Origin of the sequence: Streptomyces sp. GSL17-111 (assembly GCF_037911585.1) — a bacterium.
Taxonomy (GTDB): Bacteria; Actinomycetota; Actinomycetes; order Streptomycetales; family Streptomycetaceae; genus Streptomyces.
Window position 1 is genome coordinate 3368901 of record NZ_JBAJNS010000001.1, and the last position, 21444, is coordinate 3390344.

Annotated in this window: 22 protein-coding genes; 16 read left to right on the forward strand and 6 right to left on the reverse strand. The window is 72.9% G+C overall.

Features of this window, described 5'->3' with window-relative positions:
- Positions 1-172 precede the first annotated feature (172 nt).
- The gene (locus V6D49_RS15035) at positions 173-751 is read left to right on the forward strand and encodes an SRPBCC family protein (protein WP_340560232.1); all 579 of its coding nucleotides are present in this window, start codon (positions 173-175) and stop codon (positions 749-751) included.
- 80 nt (positions 752-831) lie between these two features.
- On the opposite strand, the gene V6D49_RS15040 is transcribed toward V6D49_RS15035, so the two are convergent.
- The 4 genes from V6D49_RS15040 to rpmB form a co-directional block, all read right to left on the reverse strand.
- Positions 832-1875, reverse strand: a complete 1044-nt coding sequence (locus tag V6D49_RS15040; RefSeq protein ID WP_340560234.1) for a rod shape-determining protein — start codon at positions 1873-1875, stop codon at positions 832-834.
- 147 nt (positions 1876-2022) lie between these two features.
- Positions 2023-3903, reverse strand: coding sequence for an ABC transporter ATP-binding protein (locus V6D49_RS15045; protein ID WP_340560235.1), 1881 nt, complete (start codon positions 3901-3903; stop codon positions 2023-2025).
- A 147-nt stretch (positions 3904-4050) separates the two neighbouring features.
- Entirely contained in the window at positions 4051-4356 is a 306-nt protein-coding gene (gene rpsN / locus V6D49_RS15050) for a 30S ribosomal protein S14 (RefSeq protein WP_340560237.1), read from the reverse strand.
- 9 nt (positions 4357-4365) lie between these two features.
- Entirely contained in the window at positions 4366-4602 is a 237-nt protein-coding gene (gene rpmB, locus V6D49_RS15055; protein ID WP_340560238.1) for a 50S ribosomal protein L28, read from the reverse strand.
- 58 nt (positions 4603-4660) lie between these two features.
- Between rpmB and rpmG the strand changes: the two genes are divergently transcribed.
- The 5 genes from rpmG to V6D49_RS15080 all read left to right on the forward strand — a co-directional run bounded on the left by rpmG (position 4661) and on the right by V6D49_RS15080 (position 7107).
- Entirely contained in the window at positions 4661-4825 is a 165-nt protein-coding gene (rpmG, locus tag V6D49_RS15060) for a 50S ribosomal protein L33 (protein WP_340560239.1), read from the forward strand.
- A 75-nt stretch (positions 4826-4900) separates the two neighbouring features.
- Positions 4901-5155, forward strand: a complete 255-nt coding sequence (locus tag V6D49_RS15065; protein ID WP_340560240.1) for a type B 50S ribosomal protein L31 — start codon at positions 4901-4903, stop codon at positions 5153-5155.
- Positions 5155-6336 (forward strand): CobW family GTP-binding protein, encoded by a 1182-nt coding sequence (locus V6D49_RS15070; RefSeq protein ID WP_340560241.1) that lies wholly within the window; start codon positions 5155-5157, stop codon positions 6334-6336. Before V6D49_RS15065 ends, V6D49_RS15070 begins: the two co-directional genes overlap by 1 nt.
- A 68-nt stretch (positions 6337-6404) precedes the next feature.
- Positions 6405-6641 (forward strand): 30S ribosomal protein S18, encoded by a 237-nt coding sequence (gene rpsR / locus V6D49_RS15075; protein WP_340560242.1) that lies wholly within the window; start codon positions 6405-6407, stop codon positions 6639-6641.
- Between the two features lie 226 nt (positions 6642-6867).
- Positions 6868-7107: a DUF397 domain-containing protein gene (locus tag V6D49_RS15080; RefSeq protein ID WP_340560243.1), complete on the forward strand. Its 240-nt coding sequence runs from the start codon at positions 6868-6870 to the stop codon at positions 7105-7107.
- Between the two features lie 124 nt (positions 7108-7231).
- Here V6D49_RS15080 and V6D49_RS15085 read toward each other — a convergent pair whose 3' ends face one another.
- Positions 7232-7741, reverse strand: coding sequence for an ATP-binding protein (locus V6D49_RS15085; protein WP_340560244.1), 510 nt, complete (start codon positions 7739-7741; stop codon positions 7232-7234).
- 288 nt (positions 7742-8029) lie between these two features.
- On the opposite strand from V6D49_RS15085, the gene V6D49_RS15090 reads away from it, so the two are divergent.
- The 5 genes from V6D49_RS15090 to V6D49_RS15110 all read left to right on the forward strand — a co-directional run bounded on the left by V6D49_RS15090 (position 8030) and on the right by V6D49_RS15110 (position 13743).
- Entirely contained in the window at positions 8030-8875 is an 846-nt protein-coding gene (locus V6D49_RS15090) for a helix-turn-helix domain-containing protein (RefSeq protein ID WP_340564033.1), read from the forward strand.
- A 74-nt stretch (positions 8876-8949) separates the two neighbouring features.
- Positions 8950-10407 (forward strand): aldehyde dehydrogenase family protein, encoded by a 1458-nt coding sequence (locus V6D49_RS15095; RefSeq protein WP_340560245.1) that lies wholly within the window; start codon positions 8950-8952, stop codon positions 10405-10407.
- Positions 10408-10507: 100 nt separating this feature from the next.
- Positions 10508-11095, forward strand: coding sequence for a DinB family protein (locus tag V6D49_RS15100; RefSeq protein WP_340560246.1), 588 nt, complete (start codon positions 10508-10510; stop codon positions 11093-11095).
- Between the two features lie 77 nt (positions 11096-11172).
- A complete protein-coding gene (locus V6D49_RS15105) occupies positions 11173-11958 on the forward strand; it encodes a MerR family transcriptional regulator (RefSeq protein WP_340560247.1) in 786 nt (261 codons plus the stop codon).
- Between the two features lie 39 nt (positions 11959-11997).
- A complete protein-coding gene (locus V6D49_RS15110; protein WP_445330644.1) occupies positions 11998-13743 on the forward strand; it encodes a threonine/serine ThrE exporter family protein in 1746 nt (581 codons plus the stop codon).
- Positions 13744-13829: 86 nt separating this feature from the next.
- Here the strand turns inward: V6D49_RS15110 and V6D49_RS15115 are convergent, their stop codons facing one another.
- A complete protein-coding gene (locus V6D49_RS15115) occupies positions 13830-14324 on the reverse strand; it encodes an inorganic diphosphatase (RefSeq protein ID WP_340560249.1) in 495 nt (164 codons plus the stop codon).
- A gap of 86 nt (positions 14325-14410) precedes the next feature.
- Between V6D49_RS15115 and dacB the strand changes: the two genes are divergently transcribed.
- The 5 genes from dacB to ftsH all read left to right on the forward strand — a co-directional run bounded on the left by dacB (position 14411) and on the right by ftsH (position 21404).
- Positions 14411-15937, forward strand: a complete 1527-nt coding sequence (gene dacB / locus V6D49_RS15120) for a D-alanyl-D-alanine carboxypeptidase/D-alanyl-D-alanine endopeptidase (RefSeq protein WP_340560250.1) — start codon at positions 14411-14413, stop codon at positions 15935-15937.
- A 167-nt stretch (positions 15938-16104) separates the two neighbouring features.
- Positions 16105-17241: a zinc-dependent metalloprotease gene (locus V6D49_RS15125; RefSeq protein ID WP_340564035.1), complete on the forward strand. Its 1137-nt coding sequence runs from the start codon at positions 16105-16107 to the stop codon at positions 17239-17241.
- A gap of 188 nt (positions 17242-17429) precedes the next feature.
- Positions 17430-18530 carry a tRNA lysidine(34) synthetase TilS gene (tilS, locus tag V6D49_RS15130; RefSeq protein WP_340560251.1) on the forward strand — a complete coding sequence of 367 codons (1101 nt, stop codon included), beginning with the start codon at positions 17430-17432 and terminating at the stop codon, positions 18528-18530.
- A 98-nt stretch (positions 18531-18628) separates the two neighbouring features.
- Positions 18629-19168: a hypoxanthine phosphoribosyltransferase gene (hpt, locus tag V6D49_RS15135; RefSeq protein WP_340564038.1), complete on the forward strand. Its 540-nt coding sequence runs from the start codon at positions 18629-18631 to the stop codon at positions 19166-19168.
- Between the two features lie 214 nt (positions 19169-19382).
- Positions 19383-21404, forward strand: a complete 2022-nt coding sequence (gene ftsH / locus V6D49_RS15140; RefSeq protein ID WP_340560252.1) for an ATP-dependent zinc metalloprotease FtsH — start codon at positions 19383-19385, stop codon at positions 21402-21404.
- The last annotated feature ends 40 nt before the right edge of the window (positions 21405-21444 follow it).

The following is a 21444-nucleotide window of genomic DNA, read 5'->3' on the forward strand; positions in this document are numbered from 1 at the left end:
GCGCGTGCGTCCCGCCGGGTGGGGTATACGAACCGGGAGTCATCGCCCGAATGGGTCAACCAGACGGGACATTGCTTACAAATCACCTCAGCCTGAAAGCACACAGGTACACCCGGGCCGGGGAGCGGGTGCGCGCGCATCGCCGCGTGGCCCGCTCGTAGGAGGTGCCGCTATGCCGCAGGTGCAGGTCTACGTCTCTATCCCCCTGCCCGTCGACGAGGTCTTCGGCTTCCTGGCCGACGGACGGAATCTGCCGCGCTGGCATTCCGGGGTCATGGAGATCCGGGGCACCGATCCCTTCGGCCCCCGGTGCGGTGAAGGGTGCGTCTACCGCTACCGCTTCCCGGGCCGGCACCGCGACTTCCGGCTGGAGTGCTGCGCGTTCGAGCCCGGCCGCCTGATCGGGTTCCTGGGCCAGCGCATGTGGACCCCGCTGGGCACCCAGGTGCCGCGCTACGACTTCCGGCTGTGGCCGCAGGGCCCGGGCTGCCGGGTGGGGGTGCAGGTCACGTCCTGGCTCACGGGCGGCATGCTCGCGCTGTGGCCGGTGGTGTCGGTGGGCTGGCGCCGCGACCTGCCGGACGACGTCCAGCGGCTCCACGAGGTGCTGACCGGATCCGAGGAGCCGGCCGACATCGGCTTTGACCCCGGACCGGGCGTCATCCGCCCCCAGCACCCGCGGCCGCCGCGGCCCACACAGCACCGCCCCCGCCGCCCGGCCCGCCGCTTCCGGCTCCCCGCGACCCGCTGACCGGCCGCCCTCGGCACGGCGCGGGCCCGGTCGCCATGCGGACATGGCGACCGGGCCCGTTCCGTCGGGCGCACGCGGGGTCAGGGCAGGGCGTCGAGGGAGAGCAGGGGGCGCACCCGGCCCTCGATCATCGCCGTGACGCCGCTGACCGCCGCGGCCGCCGGGGCGTCGGCGACGTGCACCGCCATGGACGTCGCCCGGTGCAACCGGTCCGCCAGCCCCGGAAGGTCGGCGTAGCCGCCGGCCAGCATGACGCCCCGGTCGGCGAGGTCGGCCACGAGGTCGGGCGGGCAGCGGTGCAGCACGCCGCGGATGGTGTCCAGCACCGCCATGAGCGGGCCGTGCGTCGCCGCGTCCACCTCGTGGGCGTCGATCTGCACCGTGCGGGCGAGCCCGGTGGCCGCGTCGCGACCGTGCACGACCAGGCCGCCGGGGTCGCCGGGCAGCCCGCCCGTGCCGCCGGCGGTGACCTCGGCGTGCAGGCCGCGCACGGCTTCGGAGGGGATGGAGAGCTCGTAGCGGTTGCGCAGGTGACGGCCGACCGCGCCGTACAGGGTCTCGCCGCCGACGCCGACCTGTGCCGCGGCGACGATCGCTCCCAGCGAGAGGACGGCGACCTGCGTGGTGTCCGCCCCGCAGAGCACGACCATGGTCGCCTCGGGACGCTCCACCGGCAGACCGCACCCCACGGCCGCCGCGAAGAGCGTGTCGACCAGCTCCACCCGGCGGCAGCCGAGCCCGGTGAGGGTCGCCACCGCGGCCCGCTGGGCGAGGGGGTCGGCGTCGTGGGGGACGCACACGGCCGCCCGCAGCAGCGGACGGCGGCGCCAGGCCCGGCGGACCTTCTCCCCGACCATGGCGCGCAGCATGCGCTGGGCCATCTGGACGTCGTGCACGGTTCCGTCGGCGACGGGCCGGACGACCCGGATCTGCGGCGGCGTCCGCCCGTACATCCGCTGGGCCGGAGTGCCGACGGCGATGAGCGCGCCGGACCTGGTGTTGACGGCGACGACCGACGGTTCGTCGACGACGACCCCGGCGTGTTTGAGGTACACCCGCGTCCGGTCCGCGCCCAGGTCGACGGCGACGGTGCAGCGGCGTAGTTGCTCGTAGCTGAAGTTCACGGCGCTTTCTCCCCGCGCGAGGCTGTAGGTCCCACCATCGTCGGCCGGTTCCCGCAACCCCGCGCGCGCGGCTGCGCCGTCCGGCCCAGCACCCCGGCGCTCGCGCCGGGGTGCTGGGCCGGGGCGCTGGGCCGGGGTGGCGGGCCGTCACCCGCCTACGGCGGGGGCGGACGCGGCGAACTGGGTGCGGTGCAGTTCGGCGTAGCGCCCGGCACGGGCCAGCAGCTCCTCGTGGGTGCCGCGTTCCACGATGCGGCCGGCCTCCAGGACGAGGATCTGGTCGGCCTGACGGACCGTCGAGAGCCGGTGGGCGATCACCACGGCGGTGCGTCCGCTCAGCGCCTCGGTCAGGGCCTCCTGCACGGCCGCCTCGGAGGTCGAGTCGAGGTGGGCGGTGGCCTCGTCCAGGATCACGACGCGGGGCCGGGCGAGCAGCAGCCGGGCGATCGTCAGGCGCTGCCGCTCCCCGCCGGAGAGCCGGTAGCCGCGTTCGCCGACGACCGTGTCCAGGCCGTCGGGCAGGGCGGCGACCAGCGCGTCGATCCGGGCGCGGCGCAGGGCGTCCCACATCTCCTCCTCGCTCGCGTCGGGGCGGGGCAGGAGGAGGTTGGCGCGGATCGTGTCGTGGAAGAGGTGGCCGTCCTGGGTGACCATCCCGACGGTCCGCCGCAGGGACTCGGCCGTCAGGTCGCGCACGTCCGTTCCGCCGACGCGGACGGCGCCGCCGTCGACGTCGTACAGCCGCGCGGCGAGCTGGGCGACGGTGGACTTGCCCGCACCGGAGGAACCGACGAGCGCGACCATCTCCCCGGGCCGCGCGTGGAAGGAGACGCCGTGCAGCACCCGCTCACCGCCGCGCGCGTCCAGCGTCGCGACCTCCTCCAGTGAGGCGAGGGAGACCGCCGTCGCGGCGGGGTAGCCGAAGTCGACGGCGTCGAACTCCATCGAGGCCGGGCCCGGGGGGACCGGGACGGCGTCAGGCGCCTCCTCGATCAGCGGCTTGAGGTCCAGCACCTCGAAGACGCGCTGGAAGCTCACCAGCGCGGTCATCACCTCGACCCGGGCCCCGGCCAGCGCCGTCAGCGGGGCGTAGAGGCGGGTGAGCAGGAGGGCGAGCGAGACGACGGTGCCGGCGGCGAGCCCGCCCCCGACGGCGAGCCAGCCGCCGAGTCCGTAGACGAGGGCGAGGGCCAGGGCGGAGACGAGGGTGAGCGCCGTGACGAACGACATCTGGAGCATGGCGATGCGCACACCGATGTCCCGCACCTCCGCGGCCCGCCGTGCGAACTCGGCGGACTCCTCCTCCGGCCGCCCGAACAGCTTCACGAGCGTCGCGCCCGGGGCGGAGAACCGCTCGGTCATCCGGGTGCTCATCACGGAGTTGTGGTTCGCGGCCTCCCGCGACAGCCGGGCGAGCCGGGTCCCCATACGCCGCGCGGGGAGGACGAAGAGCGGGAGCAGGACGAGGGCGAACAGCGTGACGCGCCAGGACAGCTGGAGCATCACCACGAGCGTCAGCAGCAGCGTGACGAGGTTGGAGACGAGCCCGGAGAGGGTGTCGCTGAAGGCCCGCTGGGCTCCGATCACGTCGTTGTTGAGACGGCTGACGAGGGCCCCGGTGCGGGTGCGGGTGAAGAAGGCGACGGGCATCCGCTGCACGTGGTCGTAGACGGCGCCGCGCAGGTCCAGGATCAGGCCCTCGCCGATGCGGGCGGACAGCCAGCGCGTCAGCAGCCCCGTCGCCGCCTCCGCGACGGCGATCAGGGCGATGAGGACGGCGAGCAGGACGACGGTGCGGCGGTCCTCCCCGGCGACGATGACGTTCACCACCCGGCCGGCCAGCAGGGGCGTCGCCACCGCGAACACGGCGGCGACGGTGCTGAAGACCAGGAAGAAACCGATGAGCCGCCGGTGCGGCCGGGCGAACACCGCGATACGCCGCAGGGTGGCCCGGGAGAAGGGGCGTCGGTCCTCGCTGGCGTGGCGGGCGTTGTAGAGGGCGTTCCACGCGGTCATGTGCATCGACATCCGGGCCTCCGGCGCGGCGGGTGGTGAGTGGGGTCCCGACGCTAGGAGTTCAACCGGACTTCAGGTCAAGGTGTTCCGGTGTGGCGTGGCGTGGCGCGGGCGCCCCGGGGCCCGGGCGTGCGAGGAGGCCGGGCCCGGGGCGGTCCGTCACCAGCTCGACTTGCGGACCCCGGGCAGCTCCCCGGCGTGGGCCATCTGCCGCAGCCGGATCCGGGAGAGGCCGAACGCCCGCAGGTGGCCGCGCGGGCGGCCGTCGACGGAGTCGCGGTTGCGGACACGGGTGGCGCTGGCGTCACGCGGCTGGCGCCGCAGCTCCCGCCGCGCGGCCGTCCGCTCCTCCTCCGGGGTCGTCGGATCGGCGAGGACGCGCTTCAGCTCGGCCCGCCGGGCGGCGTACCGGGCGACGACGGCCCGCCGCTGGTCGTTCTTCGCGATCTTGCTCTTCTTCGCCACGGTGTTCCCTCAGACCTTCCCGCCGCGGGCCCGGATGCGGGCGACGGCGGCCTCGATGCCGATGGCGTCCACGGTGCGCAGCCCCTTGGTGCTGAGCGTCAGCCGCACGTGGCGGCGCTCGCTGGGCAGCCAGTAGCGCTTGCGCTGGATGTTCGGGTCGAAGCGGCGCGACGAGCGCCGGTGGGAGTGGGAGATCTGCTGGCCGAAGACCGGCGCGCGGCCGGTGAGCTGGCAGTGAGCGGACAAGGCGGAGCTCCTTCGCAGCGTTAATGAACATGATTTTCGTTTGTGTATAGTACCCCGCATGCCACGCACCGACGTCCGCCCCGTCATCAAGCTCAGGTCCACCGCCGGCACCGGCTACACGTACGTGACGCGCAAGAACCGCCGGAACGACCCCGACCGGCTCCGGCTGCGCAAGTACGACCCCGTCGCCCGGCGCCACGTCGAGTTCCGCGAAGAGCGCTGATCCCCGCCCGACCCCGACCGACCCCGACCGGCGTTGCCGGTCCCGCCCGCCCTCCCGAAGGGAGCACCCCCCCCCGTGAAGCCCGGCATCCACCCCCCGTACCGGCCCGTCGTCTTCCGCGACCGCGCCGCCGGATTCGCCTTCCTGACCCGGTCCACCGCCACCAGCGACCGGACCGTCACCTGGGAGGACGGCGCCACCTACCCGGTGGTGGACGTGGAGATCTCCTCCGCGAGCCACCCCTTCTACACCGGCACCGCCCGCGTCCTGGACACCGCCGGCCGCGTCGAGCGCTTCGAGCGCCGCTACGCCCGTCGCGAGGCCCGCTGATGCTGCCCGTCGTCATCGTGGCCGGCATGCACGCCGACGCCCGCCGGGCCGCCGTCGACCGGATGCTCGCCACCGTCCCCGGCAGCGTCGCCCTCCACCACGACCTCACCGACGCCCCCGGGGGAACGGTGCGCCGCACCGTCCGCGAGCACGGCGGCGTGCTGGACGCCGGGCACACACCGCTCGTCGGCGACTGCGCCTGCTGCGCCCTGCGCGAGGACCTCGTCCCCGAGCTGGAGCGGCTCGCCCGCGCGGGCGCGCACCGGCTGGCCGTCGTCGAGCTGTGGGACTCCGTCGAGCCGCGCTCCATGGCGGAGGTCGTCGCGGGCTGCGGCTGCGCGGACGTCCGGCTGACCGGCGTCGTCACCGCCGTCGACCCGGCGCTGATGCTGCCGTGCCTCGGCAACGGCGACGACCTCGCCGAGGCCGGGCTCGCCGCCGCCGCGAGCGACCGCCGCACGGTCGCGGACACCTTCGCCCGGCAGCTGGAGTACCCGGAGCTCCTCGTGCTGGCCGACGGGCCGGAGCCGGGCGACGCGGAGGACCACGCGCTGCTGGCCCAGCTCACCCCGGGCGCCCGGCGGGTGCGCGTCGAGGACGCGGCGTTCCCCGGTGCCGTCACCTCGGCCGGACGCCCCTTCGACGTCGAGGCGGCGGCGGCCCGCCAGCACCCGGCCTCCGCCCTGCTGCCGCACGACACGGAGGGCCCGGAGCGCACCGGCGCCGAGGACGGGGACGGCGGCGTCGGCACGCTCGTCTGGCGCCGGGCCCGGCCGTTCCACCCCGGGCGGCTGTACGCGGCGCTGGAGGACCTGTGCTGTGCTGCGGCGCGCAGCCGCGGCCGGTTCTGGCTGGCCGACCGCCCCGACACGCTGCTGAGTTGGGACGCCGCCGGGGGAGCCCTGTGCGTGGAGAGCGCGGGGCCGTGGCTGGCGTCCCTGCCGGACGCCGCCTGGGAGCTCGTGCCCGCGACCCGCCGCGCGGCCGCCGCCCTGGACTGGCACCCCGTCCACGGTGACCGCTGCCAGCACCTGGTGTTCACCTCACCGGACCTCGACCGCGAGAATCTCGTCGCCGTCCTGGACTCCTGCCTCCTGACGGACGCCGAGTACGCGGCCGGGCCCGCCGCCTGGCAGGCGCTGCCCCGCGCGTTCGACGCCCTCCTCGACCCCGTCTCCTGACCGGGGCCGAACCGTCCCGCCCCGCACGGCCCCTCCCGGCCGCGAACCCGAACCGAAGGACCGTCCCAGTGCCCCGTCGCCACGAACCCCGCAAGCCCGCCCGGCCGCGTCCGAACCCGCTGGACGCGGCGGGCATCGTCTACATCGACTACAAGGACACCGACCTGCTGCGGAGGTTCCTCTCCGACCGCGGCAAGATCCGCAGCCGCAGGGTGACGCGGGTCACGGCCCAGCAGCAGCGGCAGTTGGCCCGCGCGATCAAGAACGCCCGGGAGGTGGCCCTGTTGCCGTACGGCTCGCGCTGACGGCCGGTTTGCGGGCCGCCGACGGGGGAACCCGGCGCGCGCTCACTGCGTCTACCGGTGCGTAGGCCCACGGGTGACCCTGCGCGCCCTTCTCAGGTCTCAGGCGGTAGCCGGGCCGCAACCCGCTGTCGTGCACGTGCATCGGCACATGCAGATGCAATTGAACGACGTTATGATCCCGCATAGTTGACCGCGCAACCGGCATTGACCTACCCGGGAGAGTCCTATGCAGCAGGCGTACAACGGCATGGCCGCAGCGGACCTGTCCGGGGTCAGCTGGCAGAAGAGCCGACACAGCAACTCGCAGGGCACGTGCGTGGAGTTCGCCAAGCTGCCCAGCGGTGACGTCGCGGTGCGCAATTCCCGCTTCCCCGAGGGCCCGGCGCTCGTCTACACGCCCGCCGAGGTGGAGGCGATGCTGCTCGGCATCAAGGACGGGGAGTTCGACCACCTCATACGCGACTGACCGGTCGGCTGACCGACCGGCCGGGGGCGGATCGCTGCACGCGGGAGGGGCCGGACGTCCGCCGTCCGGCCCCTCCCGCGTGCCGTTGCTGTCGTGTCGCCTCGGGTCCCTTCCGGGCGGCCCGCTACGTCGCGGGGGACGCCACCCGGAACAGGGCCCAGACGACCTTGCCCGGCAGTGTCCCGTGCAGGGGCTGCCAGCCCCAGCTGTCGCTGAACGCCTCGACCAGGAAGAGGCCCCGGCCCGACTCGGCGGTTCCCTCCGAGAAGCCCGCCGCGTCCGGGTTGCCGGAGACGGGCGCCTCCCGGCTCGGGTCGCGCACGGCGCACACCAGCCGGGACGCCCACCGCATCAGGTGCAGCCGCACCGGCGGGTCCGTCGGGGTGGCCGCCGCGCACGGCAGGCCGTGCCGCAGGGCGTTCGTCACGAGCTCCGAGACGGCCAGGGTGACGTTGTCGCACTCCCCGTCCAGTCCCCATCCGGACAGCGTGACGCGGGTGAACTCGCGCGCCGCGCGTACGGCTTCGAAGTGTGGGGGAAGGGCGCAGGAGGCCGACCCGGACAGGGTTCCGGCGTCCTGCGGAGGGAGGCTACGCCATAACGGATCGAGCACCGTCGTTCCTTCAGTCCCCATGAACGAGGTCCCCCTGACTGTGACGGCTGTTGCGTCCCCGGATGGCGCGGGAACCCAAATCTGTTGGCACTTAGTGCACTTGGGCAATGTCCATGGTTCCGAATGCTTGCGGCGGATGCAAGGGCAGATGCACGTGCACGAAGAACTTTCGATTCTGTGTAACCACTTGGGCACGCAATGAAGCCCGAAGATGGCAGACTGATCCCCGGGCGGGGGTGCTTGTCTGATCAGATAAGGAGTTTTCCGGTGGCAAGCGGATCAAATGGGGCAGGCGGGTCCAACGGCTCGATGGTCCGCCGGATACTGCTCGGCTCGCAGCTGCGGCGCCTGCGCGAGAGTCGCGGCGTCACGAGGGAGGACGCCGGGTACTCCATCCGCGCTTCCGAGTCCAAGATCAGCCGGATGGAGTTGGGTCGGGTGAGCTTCAAGGCACGGGACGTCGCGGATCTGCTGACGCTCTACGGCGTCACGGACGACGCCGAACGGGAACCGCTGCTCAACCTGGCGAAGGACTCGAGCGTCGCGGGCTGGTGGCACAGCTACAACGACGTCCTGCCGTCCTGGTTCCAGACCTACGTCGGGCTGGAGGGCGCCACCTCCCAGATCGACACCTACGAGGTCCAGTTCGTGCACGGCCTGCTCCAGACGGAGGAGTACGCCCACGCCGTCGTGTCCAGCGGCCACAGGGCGACGCGGCTGTCGAAGGCCGAGATCGAGCGGCGCGTCGCCCTGCGCATGGAGCGGCAGAAGATCCTCTTCCAGGAGAACTCGACCGTCCTGCGCTGCGTCCTCGACGAGGCCGTCCTGCGCCGGCCCTTCGGTGGCCCGGCCGTCATGGACAAGCAGATCCAGCACCTCATCGACCTCTCCGAACGGCCCAACATCCAGCTCCAGGTGGTCACCTTCGACCTGGGCGGCCACCCCGCCGAGTCCGGCGCCTTCACCGTGCTGCGCTTTCCCGAGCCGGAGATCCCCGACCTCGTCTACCTGGAGCAGCTCACCGGCTCGCTCTATCTGGACAAGCCGGAAGAGGTGGCCGCCTACGGCGCCGTCCTCGACCGGCTCATCGAGGACGGCAGTCTCTCCCCGCGCGACACCCGGGAACATCTGCACAAGGTCCGCCAACTCCCCTGAGCTGCACGTACGATGACGTGGCATCAGAGGCGTTCTCTCTCCTTACGCATGAAGGAACCCCACGAAGGAACGACATGCCCTACTTCACGGACCTGGCGCAGCAGTACATCGACGGTGAATGGCGGTCCGGGAGCGGTTCCTGGGACGTCATCGACCTCAACCCCTACAACGGCGAGAAGCTGTGTTCCATCACCGTGGCGACGGCCGCGGAGATCGACCAGGCGTACCGCGCCGCCGAACGCCACCAGGTGACCTGGGCCGGCATCAGCCCCTACACCAGGCGTCTCGTCTTCGAGCGGGCCGTACGCCTCATCGAGGAGCGCGAGGAGGAGATCACCGAAGCGATCATCGCCGAGCTGGGCGGCACCCGGCTCAAGGCGGCGTTCGAGCTCCACCTCACCAAGGAAGCCCTGCGCGAGGCGATGGCCATCGCCCTGCGCGCGGACGGCCGCATCCTCCCCTCGCCCGTCGACGGCAAGGAGAACCGCCTCTACCGCGAACCCGTCGGCGTCGTCGGGGTCATCGCCCCCTTCAACTTCCCGCTCTTCCTGGCCATGAAGTCCGTCGCCCCGGCGCTGGCCCTGGGCAACGGGGTCGTCCTCAAGCCCCACGAGGACGCGCCCGTCGTCGGCGGCACGCTGCTCGCCAGGATCTTCGAGGACGCCGGCCTGCCGGGCGGCGTGCTGAACGTCGTCGTCACCGACCTGGCCGAGATCGACGACGCCCTCCTGGAGCACCCGGTCCCGAAGGTCATCTCCTTCACCGGGTCCGACCGGGTGGGCCGGCACGTGGCGACCGTCGCCGCCGCCCACCTCAAGCACGCCGTCCTGGAGCTGGGCGGCAACAGCGCCTTCGTCGTGCTGGACGACGCCGACCTCGACTACGCCGTGGACGCTGCCGTCTTCAGCCGCTACGTCCACCAGGGCCAGGTCTGCATGGCCGCCAACCGGATCATCGTCGACCGGTCCGTGGCGGCCGCGTTCACCGAGAAGTTCACCGCCAAGGTGCGCACCCTCGCCTGCGGGGACCCGAGCGACCCGCGCACCGTCATCGGCCCGCTCATCAACTCCTCGCAGGCGGACCGGCTCAACACCCTCGTCGAGCAGGCCGTCGCAGCGGGCGCCACCGCGCTCGTGCGCGGCCGGGTGGAGGGGAACCTCGTCCACCCCACCGTCCTCACCGACGTGCCGGCGGACTCGCCCGTGCTCACCGAGGAGATGTTCGGCCCGGTGGCCGTGATCATCCCGGTGGACGGCGAGGACGAGGCCGTCCGCGTCGCCAACGACAGCCGCTACGGGCTGAGCGGCGCGGTGCACACGGCCGACGTCGAGCGGGGCGTGGCCGTCGCCCGCCGCATCCGCACCGGGATGGTCCACGTCAACGACGGGACGGTCGCCGACGAGCCCGTGGTGCCGTTCGGCGGCGAGAAGAGCTCCGGTCTCGGACGGCTCAACGGCGACCACTTCGTCCACGCGTTCACCGTGGAGAAGTGGGTCGGCGTCCAGCACGGCCGCAGCACCTTCCCGTTCTGATCGAGGACAGGAGCTGACCGCAAGGGTCCGTAGCGTTCTTCCTGTCGGAGGGGCCGCCCGCACCGGGCGGCCCCCGACTTCCTCCGAAAGGTGACGCGCTATGCCCACCCCTGTTGCTCCCGAGGCCCACGGCGACGAACGCGGCGCCCTGCTGTCCTACCTGGACGCCCAGCGCGGCGGCGTCCGCCGGGCCGTGCTCGGCCTGACCGAGGAGCAGGCGTGGTCCGCCCCCTCGGCGAGCGCGTGCTCGGTGGCGGGGCTCATCAAGCACGTCGCCCTGTGCGAGCGCGGCTGGCTGCGGACGATGACGGGTGAGCCCGTCGACTACACCGACCCCGCCGTGCTGGCGGAGTGGTCGAGGAGCTTCCAGCGCGAGGAGGGCGAGACCGTCGCGGGGGTGCTGGCCCTGTACGACGGGATCGCCTCGGACACGGAGCAGGCGGTGCGGGGGGTGGCGTCGATGGACGAGACCTTCCTGCTCCCCGAGGCGCCGTGGGACGCCGGCGGCCCCCGCTCGTGGCGCTGGGCGCTGCTGCACCTCATCGAGGAGGTCGCCCGGCACGCGGGCCACGCCGACGTCGTGCGGGAGACGATCGACGGCAAGAGCGCGTTCGATCTGGTCGCCGAGGCCCAGCCCGAGGCCCGGGGCGAGGCCCACGCCGAGCGCTCGGAGGCGGCCGCCGGCTGATCCGGACGTGCCCGGGCTTGCACCTCACGCGACGTGAGGCGGCACGGTGGAGGCGTCAACCACACCAGGAGACGGCTGTGAGCTACGCCATCGGGCAGGTCGCCGGATTCGCCGGCGTCACCGTACGCACGCTGCACCACTACGACGAGATCGGCCTGCTGGTGCCCGGCGAGCGCACCCGCGCCGGGCACCGCAAGTACAGCGACGCCGACCTCGACCGGCTGCAGCAGATCCTCTTCTACCGGGAGCTCGGCTTCCCGCTGGAGGAGGTCGCCGTGCTGCTCGACGACCCGCGGGCCGACCCGAGCGCGCACCTGAGGCGGCAGCACGCGCTGCTGACCGGGCGCATCGAGAGGCTGCGGCAGATGGCCGACGCCGTCCAGCACGCCATGGAGGCACGGAAGATGGGCATCAACCTCACCCCCGAGGAGAAGTTCGAGGTCTTCGGGGACTTCGACCCCGAGCAGTACGCCGAGGAGGCCGAGCAGCGCTGGGGCGACACCGACGCCTGGGCGGAGTCGCAGCGCCGCGCGGCGTCCTCCACGAAGGAGGACTGGAAGGCCTTCATGGCCGAGTTCGACGGCATCCACGGAAGGATCGCCGCCCACCTCGACGCCGGAACGCCCCCGGACGCGGCGGAGGTGCTGGACCTCGCGGAGGAGCACCGGCTCTTCCTGTGCCGCACCAGCTACGACTGCACCTACGACATCCACACCGGGCTGGGAAAGATGTACGTCGCCGACCCGCGTTTCACCGCCTACTACGAGGCGATCCGCCCGGGGATGGCGGCCTACGTGCGCGACGCCATCGTGGCCAACGCCGTCCGTCACGGCCACACTCCCCCCGGTGCGCCCTCGCGCTGACCACCCCACCGGCCCGGCGGTTCCGCACGCCACGTGCCTATGCTGCTGGAGGACGATCCGAAGAGAGGAGGGAGACGAAGGGACGTGGCCGCGGACCACAGGAGGCAGCAGCACCCCGGCAACGGTGAGGAGCCCGAGGACACCAAGCCGCAGTCGGACGAGGCACACAGCGCGTTCACCCCGCCGCTGGGCGTCCCCCTGCCCCCCTCGCCCCCCGAGAGTGAGCACCCCACCTCGGAGTTCGCCCTGCCCGAGGGTTTCCGTCCGCCGGCCCAGGAGCAGCCGGGCAGTGCCTTCCGCGAGCCGGGGGACCTCCGCACCGCCGAGTACGGCCACTTCACCCCCGCCACCGGCATCCCGATCCTCGGCGCGCTCGTGAAGCAGAACGCGCCCTGGCAGGACCGGATGCGCACCATGGTCCGGCTGCCGCTCGGCGAGCGTCCCGCGCCCCCCGAGCGGCGGCCGAAGAGCGAGGACGAGCCGGCCGTCTCCGTGCCCCGCGTGCTCGACCTCACGCTCCGCATCGGCGAGCTGCTGCTCGCCGGGGGCGAGGGCGCCGAGGACGTGGAGGCCGCCATGTTCGGCATCGCCCACGCCTACGGCCTCGACCGCTGCGAGCCGACCGTCACCTTCACCCTCATCTCCATGACCCACCAGCCGTCGCTGGTGGACGACCCGGTGACGCTGAGCCGCACGGTGCGGCGTCGCGGCACCGACTACACCCGGCTGGCGGCCGTCTACCGGCTGGTCTCGGACATCACCTCCTCCAGCGAGGAGATCTCGCTGGAGGAGGCGTACCGGCGCCTGGCCGACATGCGGCGCAACCGGCACCCGTACTCCAAGAACGCCCTCACCCTCGCCAGCGGAGTCCTGGCCGGCGCGGCGTCGACGCTCGTCGGCGGCGGCCCCACGGTGTTCGTGCTCGCGGCGATCGGGGCGATGCTCGGCGACCGGCTGGCCTGGATCTGCTCCAGCCGGGGTCTGCCGGAGTTCTACCAGTTCGCGGCGGCGGCCATGCCGCCCGCCGCGATGGGCGTCATGGTCATGCTCGTCCAGCACCCCCTGCTGGAGGGCGCGCGGGCGGCGGCCGTCGTCACCGGTGGACTGTTCGCGCTCATCCCCGGGCGGGCACTCGTCGCCGCCGTCCACGACGGGCTGACCGGCTTCTACATCACCGCGTCGGCCCGCCTGCTCGAAGTGGTGTACCTCGTCGTCGGCATCGTCTGCGGCGTCCTGATGATCCTCTACGTGGGCGACCAGTTCGGCGGCGACTTCCCGCCGGTCGACTCGGTCCGCGTCGAACGGCCCGGCGTCCAGCTGATGGCGGCCACCCTGCTGGCGCTGGCGTTCTGCGTGATGCTCCAGCAGCAGCGGGACACGGTCGTGTGGGCCACCCTCAACGGCGGCGTCGCCTGGCTGGTCTACGGCGTGCTCGCGCACACGGCGGACTTCGACCCCGTCTTCGCCACCGTCACGGCGGCCGGGCTGGTCGGGCTGTTCGGCCAGCTGATGTCCCGCTACCAGTGGGAGTCCGCCCTGCCGTACGTCACGGCCGCGATCGGTCCGCTGCTGCCCGGTAGCGCCACGTACTACGGGCTGCTCAACATCGCCCAGGGCAACGTCAACGGCGGCGTCCAGTACCTCTCCACGGCGGCGGCACTGGCGCTGGCCATCGCCATCGGGGTGAACCTCGGCGGCGAGCTGGCCCGGCTGTTCATCACCTCACCCGGCGTCGAGACGCCGCTCCCGGGCCGCCGGGCCGCCAAGCGCACCCGGGGCTTCTGACGCGACGACGGGCGCGCCCCCGCGAGGGGACGCGCCCGTGCGCGTCGCGCGTCGGCCGCCTCGGCCGGCCGCGCTGGCCGGTGGCGTCAGTGCGCGCCGCCGCTGGCCTCCAGCCGCTTCACCGACGCCTCGACCTCGGCCTCCGCGTCGGTCCGGCCGACCCAGTTGGCGCCCTCCACCGACTTGCCGGGCTCCAGGTCCTTGTAGACCTCGAAGAAGTGCTGGATCTCCAGCCGGTCGAACTCCGACACGTGGTGGATGTCGCGCAGGTGCTCCATGCGCGGGTCGGACGCGGGGACGCAGAGCAGCTTGTCGTCGCCGCCCGCCTCGTCCGTCATCCGGAACATGCCGATGGCACGGCACTTGATGATGCAGCCCGGGAACGTCGGCTCGTCCAGCAGCACGAGCGCGTCGAGGGGGTCGCCGTCCTCGCCCAGGGTGCCGTCGACGAACCCGTAGTCGGCCGGGTAGACGGTCGAGGTGAACAGGTGACGGTCCAGGCGGATGCGCCCGGTCTCGTGATCCACCTCGTACTTGTTCCGCGAACCCTTCGGGATCTCGATGGTGACGTCGAACTCCACTGGGAGGCTCCTCCGTGATCAACACATTCTCTGGTGATTAAGTGTCCCCCACGCAGGTGTGTGCTCGCGAAAGGGGCTGGTCCGAGGTGCGCGGTACGGCCGGTGACGGATCGAACAGCACGTTCCGTGGCACGGCCTGGCGGGCCGGTACGGCGTGGGCCCGGCGCGTCCGACGGCGCTGGCGGACGGTGCCGCCCGAGCGGCGGACCCTCGGGCTGACGGCGGGTTCGGCCGCCGTCGGCCTCGCGGTGTCCCTGGGCGCGGTGGCCGCCGCGGGACCGTGGGACTCGGGTCAGCGTACGGCCGAACGCTCCCGCGCGGTCAGCCAGGAGCCGGACAGTGGCGTGCGCCACACCGACGACGCCCGCCCGCCCGGCCGGGCCGGGGCGAACGCCCCCGAACCGGCCCCGAGCGCCGCCCCCGTCCTGGGCCCGGTGGGGCCGGAGGGCGCCCCGCCCACCCGCGCGGGGCTGGCCGAGGCGCTGGAGGACGGCCTCGACGACGAGGCCCTGGGGAAGACGGTGACCGCCTCCGTCGTCGACGTGGCGACCGGCCGGGTGCTGTTCCGGTCCGGCGGCGACCGGCCCGTCGTCCCGGCGTCCACCATCAAGCTGGCCACCGCGACCGCCGCGCTCACGGCGCTCGGCCCCGACCACCGGCTGGCGACCCGCACGGTGTGGGACGAGGAGGAGCGCCGCGTCGTCCTGGTCGGCGGCGGCGACCCGACCCTGGACGAGAAGCGCCTGGCCGCCCTGGCCGACGCCACGGCCGAGGCCGTCCGGGAGGCCGGGCTGAAGCCACGCGCCGTCGCCTACGACGTCTCCCGCTGGACGGGCCCCGCCCGGCACCCCATCGGCGTCAACACCAACATCGCGCCGCTGAGCCCGCTGATGCTCAACGCCGCCCGCACCGACGACTCGACCAGCGGCCCGGCGCCCCGCGCCGCCGACCCGGCCGAGGCGGCCGCCGACCGCTTCGCCGCCCTGCTCGCCGAGCGGGACGTCACCACGCGCACGACGGCGAAAGCGAAGGCGCCCCGGGACGCCCGGGAGCTGGCCGTCTCCCGCTCGGCGCCGCTGTCCGCCCTGGTGGAGCGCATGCTCACGCGCAGCGACAACGACCTCGCCGAGGCCCTCGCCCGGCACACCGCCACCGCCGTCGGCGAGTCCGCCGACTTCGACGGCGCCCGGGCGGCCACCGCCGACGTCCTCGGCGGCCTGGAGCTGCCCGTCGACGGCGCGCGGTTCGCGGACGGCAGCGGGCTCAGCCGGGACAGCCGGCTGACGGCGACGTTCCTGGCCTCGCTGCTGGCCACCGCCGCCCACCCGGACCACCCCGAGCTGCGTCCCGTCCTCACCGGCCTGCCCGTCGCCGGCTTCACCGGCACCCTCGGCGGCCGGTACACCGGTGAGACCACCCGGGACGCCGCCGGGCTGATCCGCGCCAAGACGGGCACCCTCACGGGGGTGAACGCCCTGGCGGGCACCGTCGTGGACGCCGACGGGCGGCTGCTGTCCTTCGCCTTCCTCACCACCGGCTCCCAGGAGCGTGCCGCCGCGCACGCCGCGCTGGACCGGCTCGCGGCCACCGTGGCCGCCTGCGGCTGCCGCTGACGCCGCTCGGGGGGGGGCCGCTCCGGAGGCGTCCCCCCGGGGGGTGCCGCCCTTGATCGGCTGTGCCCGGCACCACGGACGCCGTACGGTGAAGGCATGACGAGTCCCGGCCCCCGGACGGTGGAGAGCCCGTGAACCCGCTGAGCAGCCCCGACAGCCCCGACCGCATGGTCGACTGGAACCTCGCGGCCGCGACCGCGACCCGCCTCGTGCGGCCGGGCCCGGAGGTGAGCCGCCAGGAGGCGCGGGCCGTCGTCGCGGAGCTGCGCCGGCACGCCAAGGCGTCGGAGGAGCACGTGCGCTCCTTCACCGGTCTGACCCCGCAGGGGCCGGCGGCCGACACCCCCGTCCCCGTCCTCGTCGTCGACCGGCCCGGCTGGATCCGGGCCAACGTGGCCGGTTTCCGCCAGCTGCTCGTCCCGCTGCTGGAGAAGATGCACGAGCGCCGCAGCAAGGCCCCCGGCGGCATGGTCCTCGGCGCGGTCGGCGGCAAGCTCGCCGGTGTCGAGATCGGGATGCTGCTCTCCTTCATGGCCTCCAAAGTGCTGGGCCAGTACGAGACGTTCGCGCCGCCCTCGGCCGAGCTGCCCTCGGCGCCCGGCGGCGGCGGGCGGCTGCTGCTCGTCGCCCCGAACATCGTCCACATCGAGCGCGAGCTGGACGTCCCGCCGCACGACTTCCGGCTGTGGGTGAGCCTGCACGAGGAGACCCACCGCACGCAGTTCACGGCGGTGCCCTGGCTGCGGGAGCACCTGGAGGGCGAGATCCACGCCTTCCTGTCCGAGGCCGACATCGACCCGTCCACGCTGCTGGAGCGGCTGCGGGAGGTGGGCCAGGCCTTCGCGAGCGGCCGCGGCGACGGCGCGGGCGAGGGCGGCGACGGCGGGCTCCGCGACGACGACGGCGGTCGCGGCATCGTCGACCTCGTGCAGACGCCCGCCCAGCGGGAGGTCCTGGACCGCCTCACCGCCGTCATGTCGCTGCTGGAGGGGCACGCCGACTACGTCATGGACGGCGTCGGGCCGTCGGTCGTCCCGGCGGTGGGGGAGATCCGCGAGAAGTTCCAGAAGCGCCGCCAGACGGGCGCGAGCCGCCTCGACCTCGTGCTGCGGAAGCTGCTCGGCCTGGACGCCAAGCTGCGCCAGTACCGGGACGGCGCCCGCTTCGTGCGGGCCGTCGTGGACCGGGTCGGCATGGACGGCCTCAACCGGGTGTGGACGTCCCCCAACACGCTCCCGACGCGCGCGGAGATCGCCGAACCGGCCGCCTGGGTGGCCCGGGTGCACCGGCCTGCGGACTCCTGAGCCGGGAAATCACCCGTCCGAGGGACCGTGGGCGGGTGTGGCCGCGTGCGATGCTCGGAGCCGCCGTCCACCTCTGTCACCATCGACACACCCAGCGTGATCAGTGACCGGGTCGGTGGGCGGCGTCCCCGCTGACGGCAGCGTCTCGCTGTTCCGCAGCTCCCAGAGCCTTGAGGAAGTGAACGGACATGGGTCCTCATCCCGCGGTCGCCGCGATACGCCTGGCGGTCCGCCGCACCCTTCAGGACGTGCTCGCCGACACGGCGGACGGCACGGCCGTCCCCGCCGCGTCCCCACCCCCGCCCGCCCCCCTCGTGCTGGTGGCCTGCTCCGGCGGTGCGGACTCCATGGCACTCGCCTCCGCCCTCGCCTTCGAGGCGCCCCGGCTCGGCCTGCGGGCCGGCGGCGTGACCGTCGACCACGGGCTGCAGGACGGTTCGGACGTCCGGGCCGACGAGGTCGCCGAACGCCTCACCGCCCTCGGTCTCGCGCCCGTGGAGACGGTCGCCGTCACGGTGGGGCGCGGCGCCGGGCCCGAGGCCGCCGCCCGGCAGGCCCGCTACGCGGCGCTGGACGCCGCCGCCCTCCGCTCCGGCGCCGTCTGCGTCCTCCTCGGGCACACCCGGGACGACCAGGCGGAGACGGTGCTGCTCGGCCTCGCCCGCGGCTCAGGCACCCGTTCGCTGGCCGGGATGGCCGCCGTCTCCGCCTCACCGGCGGGCGGCTCCGGGGCCGAGCGCCGCTACCGCCGCCCGTTCCTCGCCGTCGACCGGCAGACGACACGCCGCGCGTGCATGGTCCAGTCGCTTCCCGTCTGGGACGACCCGCACAACGCCGACCCGGCGTTCACCCGTTCGCGGGTACGTCACGAGGCGATGCCCACGCTGGAGAAGGCCCTGGGCAAGGGCGTCATCGAGGCGCTGGCGCGCACCGCCCAGCTCTCCCGGGACGACGCGGACGCCCTGGACGCCTGGGCCGCGCAGGCCGAACGGACCGTCCGTGTCACCCCCTCCGGGGGGCCCGAGCACGGCGGCGCGACGCGACAGGCGCACGCCGTCGTGCTGGACGTCACACCGCTGGGCGCGCTGCCGCCCGCCGTCCGGCGCCGGGTGCTGCGCCGGGCCGCCGTGGACGCCGGCGCCCCCTCGGGTTCCCTCTTCGCACGGCACGTGGAGGAGACGGACCGGCTCGTCACCGGCTGGCGCGGTCAGCGCGCCATCAACCTGCCCGGCCGCGTGGTGGCGCTGCGGCAGGGTGGCACACTGGTCATCCGGCAGAGCGAGAGCTGAGCCGCGCGGTCTCCCCGGCCGGTGCTGGGAGGCGCCCCCAGGGCGACCGGGCGTCCGGCGAACCACGAGGCGAGAGCAGCAGGGTGGACGACAAGGACATGGGCACCGACCTCAAGTCGGTACTCGTCACCAAGGAAGAGATCGACGCGAAGCTGGCCGAGCTGGCCGAGCTCATCGACAGGGAGTACGCGGGGCAGGACCTGCTCATCGTCGGCGTCCTCAAGGGCGCCGTGATGGTGATGGCGGACCTGGCGCGGTGTCTGTCGACGCCCGTCACGATGGACTGGATGGCGGTGTCCTCCTACGGTGCCGGCACCCAGTCGTCCGGTGTGGTGCGCATCCTGAAGGACCTGGACACCGACATCCAGGGCAAGCACGTCCTGATCGTCGAGGACATCATCGACTCGGGGCTGACGCTGTCCTGGCTGCTGTCGAACCTCGGTTCGCGCCAGCCCGCGTCGCTCAACGTGTGCACGCTCCTGCGCAAGCCGGACGCCGCGAAGGTCGCGATCGACGTCAAGTGGGTCGGGTTCGACATCCCGAACGAGTTCGTCGTCGGCTACGGCCTGGACTACGCGGAGAAGTACCGCAACCTGCCGTTCGTGGGCACGCTCGCCCCGCACGTCTACGGCGGCTGAGAACGTCGGCCGCCGCGCGGGCGCTCCCGGTGGGCCGTGAGCAGGCCGTGCGGGCCGCCGGGAACACCGGAGCCGCCCTCTCCGTTGGAGCAGGCGAGGGCGGCTCTCTTTACCACGCCCGCGAGCGGTGGGGGACAATGCTGGGGTACCGTCCGAAGGTCGGTCTTTTCAACTCACGATGGCAGGAGGGACGGGGCGTCACCGCCTCGTATGGATGGACGTGAAGCGATACTTCCGTGGGCCGGTCATGTGGATCGTGCTGGCCGTCCTCGCTGTGGTCGTGTTGATGCAGGTCGTCGGGTCATCCGAGGGCTACAAGACCGTTGACACCGGCCAAGTGGTCAAGGCGATCCGAGAGAACCAGGTCGAGTCGGCCAAGCTGACGACCGGCGACGAACAGACGGTCGAGCTTGAGCTCAAGGACGACGTCAAGGTCGAGGACAGCGACAAGATCAAGGCCAGCTACATCGACGACCAGGGCGTCGAGCTGGCCCGTGACCTGCAGGCCAAGTACCAGGACGGTCAGCTCGAAGGGGGCTACACCGTCTCGCCGAAGGAGCAGAGCCCGTTCGTCGGGATGCTCTTCTCCTTCCTGCCGTTCCTGCTGATCATCGTGATCTTCCTGTTCCTGATGAACCAGATGCAGGGCGGCGGCTCCCGGGTGATGAACTTCGGGAAGTCGAAGGCCAAGCTCATCACCAAGGACACGCCGAAGACCACGTTCTCGGACGTGGCCGGGTCGGACGAGGCCGTCGAGGAGCTCCACGAGATCAAGGAGTTCCTCCAGGAGCCGGCGAAGTTCCAGGCCGTCGGCGCGAAGATCCCCAAGGGCGTGCTGCTCTACGGCCCGCCCGGTACCGGTAAGACGCTGCTCGCCCGGGCCGTCGCCGGTGAGGCGGGCGTGCCCTTCTACTCGATCTCCGGCTCCGACTTCGTCGAGATGTTCGTCGGTGTCGGCGCCAGCCGGGTGCGCGACCTCTTCGAGCAGGCCAAGGCGAACGCCCCGGCCATCGTCTTCGTCGACGAGATCGACGCCGTCGGTCGCCACCGCGGCGCCGGCATGGGCGGCGGCCACGACGAGCGCGAGCAGACGCTGAACCAGCTCCTGGTCGAGATGGACGGCTTCGACGTCAAGGGCGGCGTCATCCTCATCGCCGCCACCAACCGCCCCGACATCCTGGACCCGGCGCTCCTGCGCCCCGGCCGCTTCGACCGCCAGATCGCGGTCGACCGCCCGGACATGCAGGGCCGCCTGGAGATCCTGAAGGTGCACCAGAAGGGCAAGCCGGTCGCCCAGGACGTCGATCTCGGCGCCGTCGCCCGTCGCACCCCGGGCTTCACCGGTGCGGACCTGAACAACGTGCTGAACGAGGCGGCGCTGCTCGCCGCCCGCTCCAACGCGAAGATGATCGACAACAAGTACCTCGACGAGGCGATCGACCGTGTCGTGGCCGGGCCGCAGAAGCGGACCCGGATCATGAGCGACAAGGAGAAGAAGATCACCGCGTACCACGAGGGCGGGCACGCCCTGGTCGCGGCGGCCTCGCCGAACTCCGACCCGGTGCACAAGATCACCATCCTGTCCCGGGGCCGGGCGCTGGGCTACACCATGGTCCTGCCCGACGAGGACAAGTACTCGACCACGCGCAACGAGATGCTCGACCAGCTCGCCTACATGCTCGGCGGCCGGGCCGCCGAGGAGCTGGTCTTCCACGACCCGACGACCGGCGCCGCCAACGACATCGAGAAGGCGACGGCGACGGCCCGTGCGATGGTCACGAAGTACGGCATGACGGAACGTCTCGGTGCCATCAAGTTCGGCTCCGACCAGTCCGAGCCCTTCCTCGGCAAGGAGATGGCCCACCAGCGGGACTACTCCGAAGAGGTCGCGGGCCTCGTCGACGAAGAGGTCAAGAAGCTGATCGAGACCGCGCACAACGAGGCGTGGGAGATCCTGGTCGAGAACCGCGACGTGCTCGACAACCTGGTCCTCGCGCTCCTGGAGAAGGAGACGCTGGGCAAGGAGGAGATCGCCGAGATCTTCCGGCACATCGTCAAGCGTCCGGCCCGCCCGGCGTGGACGGGGTCCACCCGGCGCACGCCGTCGAGCCGCCCGCCGGTGTCCACACCGAAGGAGCTGGCCGTCACCAACGGCAGCGCCCCGGTGCTGGAGAAGGGCAAGGAGATCGGCCCCGTCGAAGCCCCCTCCGAGGCGGAGCGCCGCACGGAGAGCTGAGTGTGCGGGCCGTGCCGCCCCGGAATGCCGTCCGCGCCCC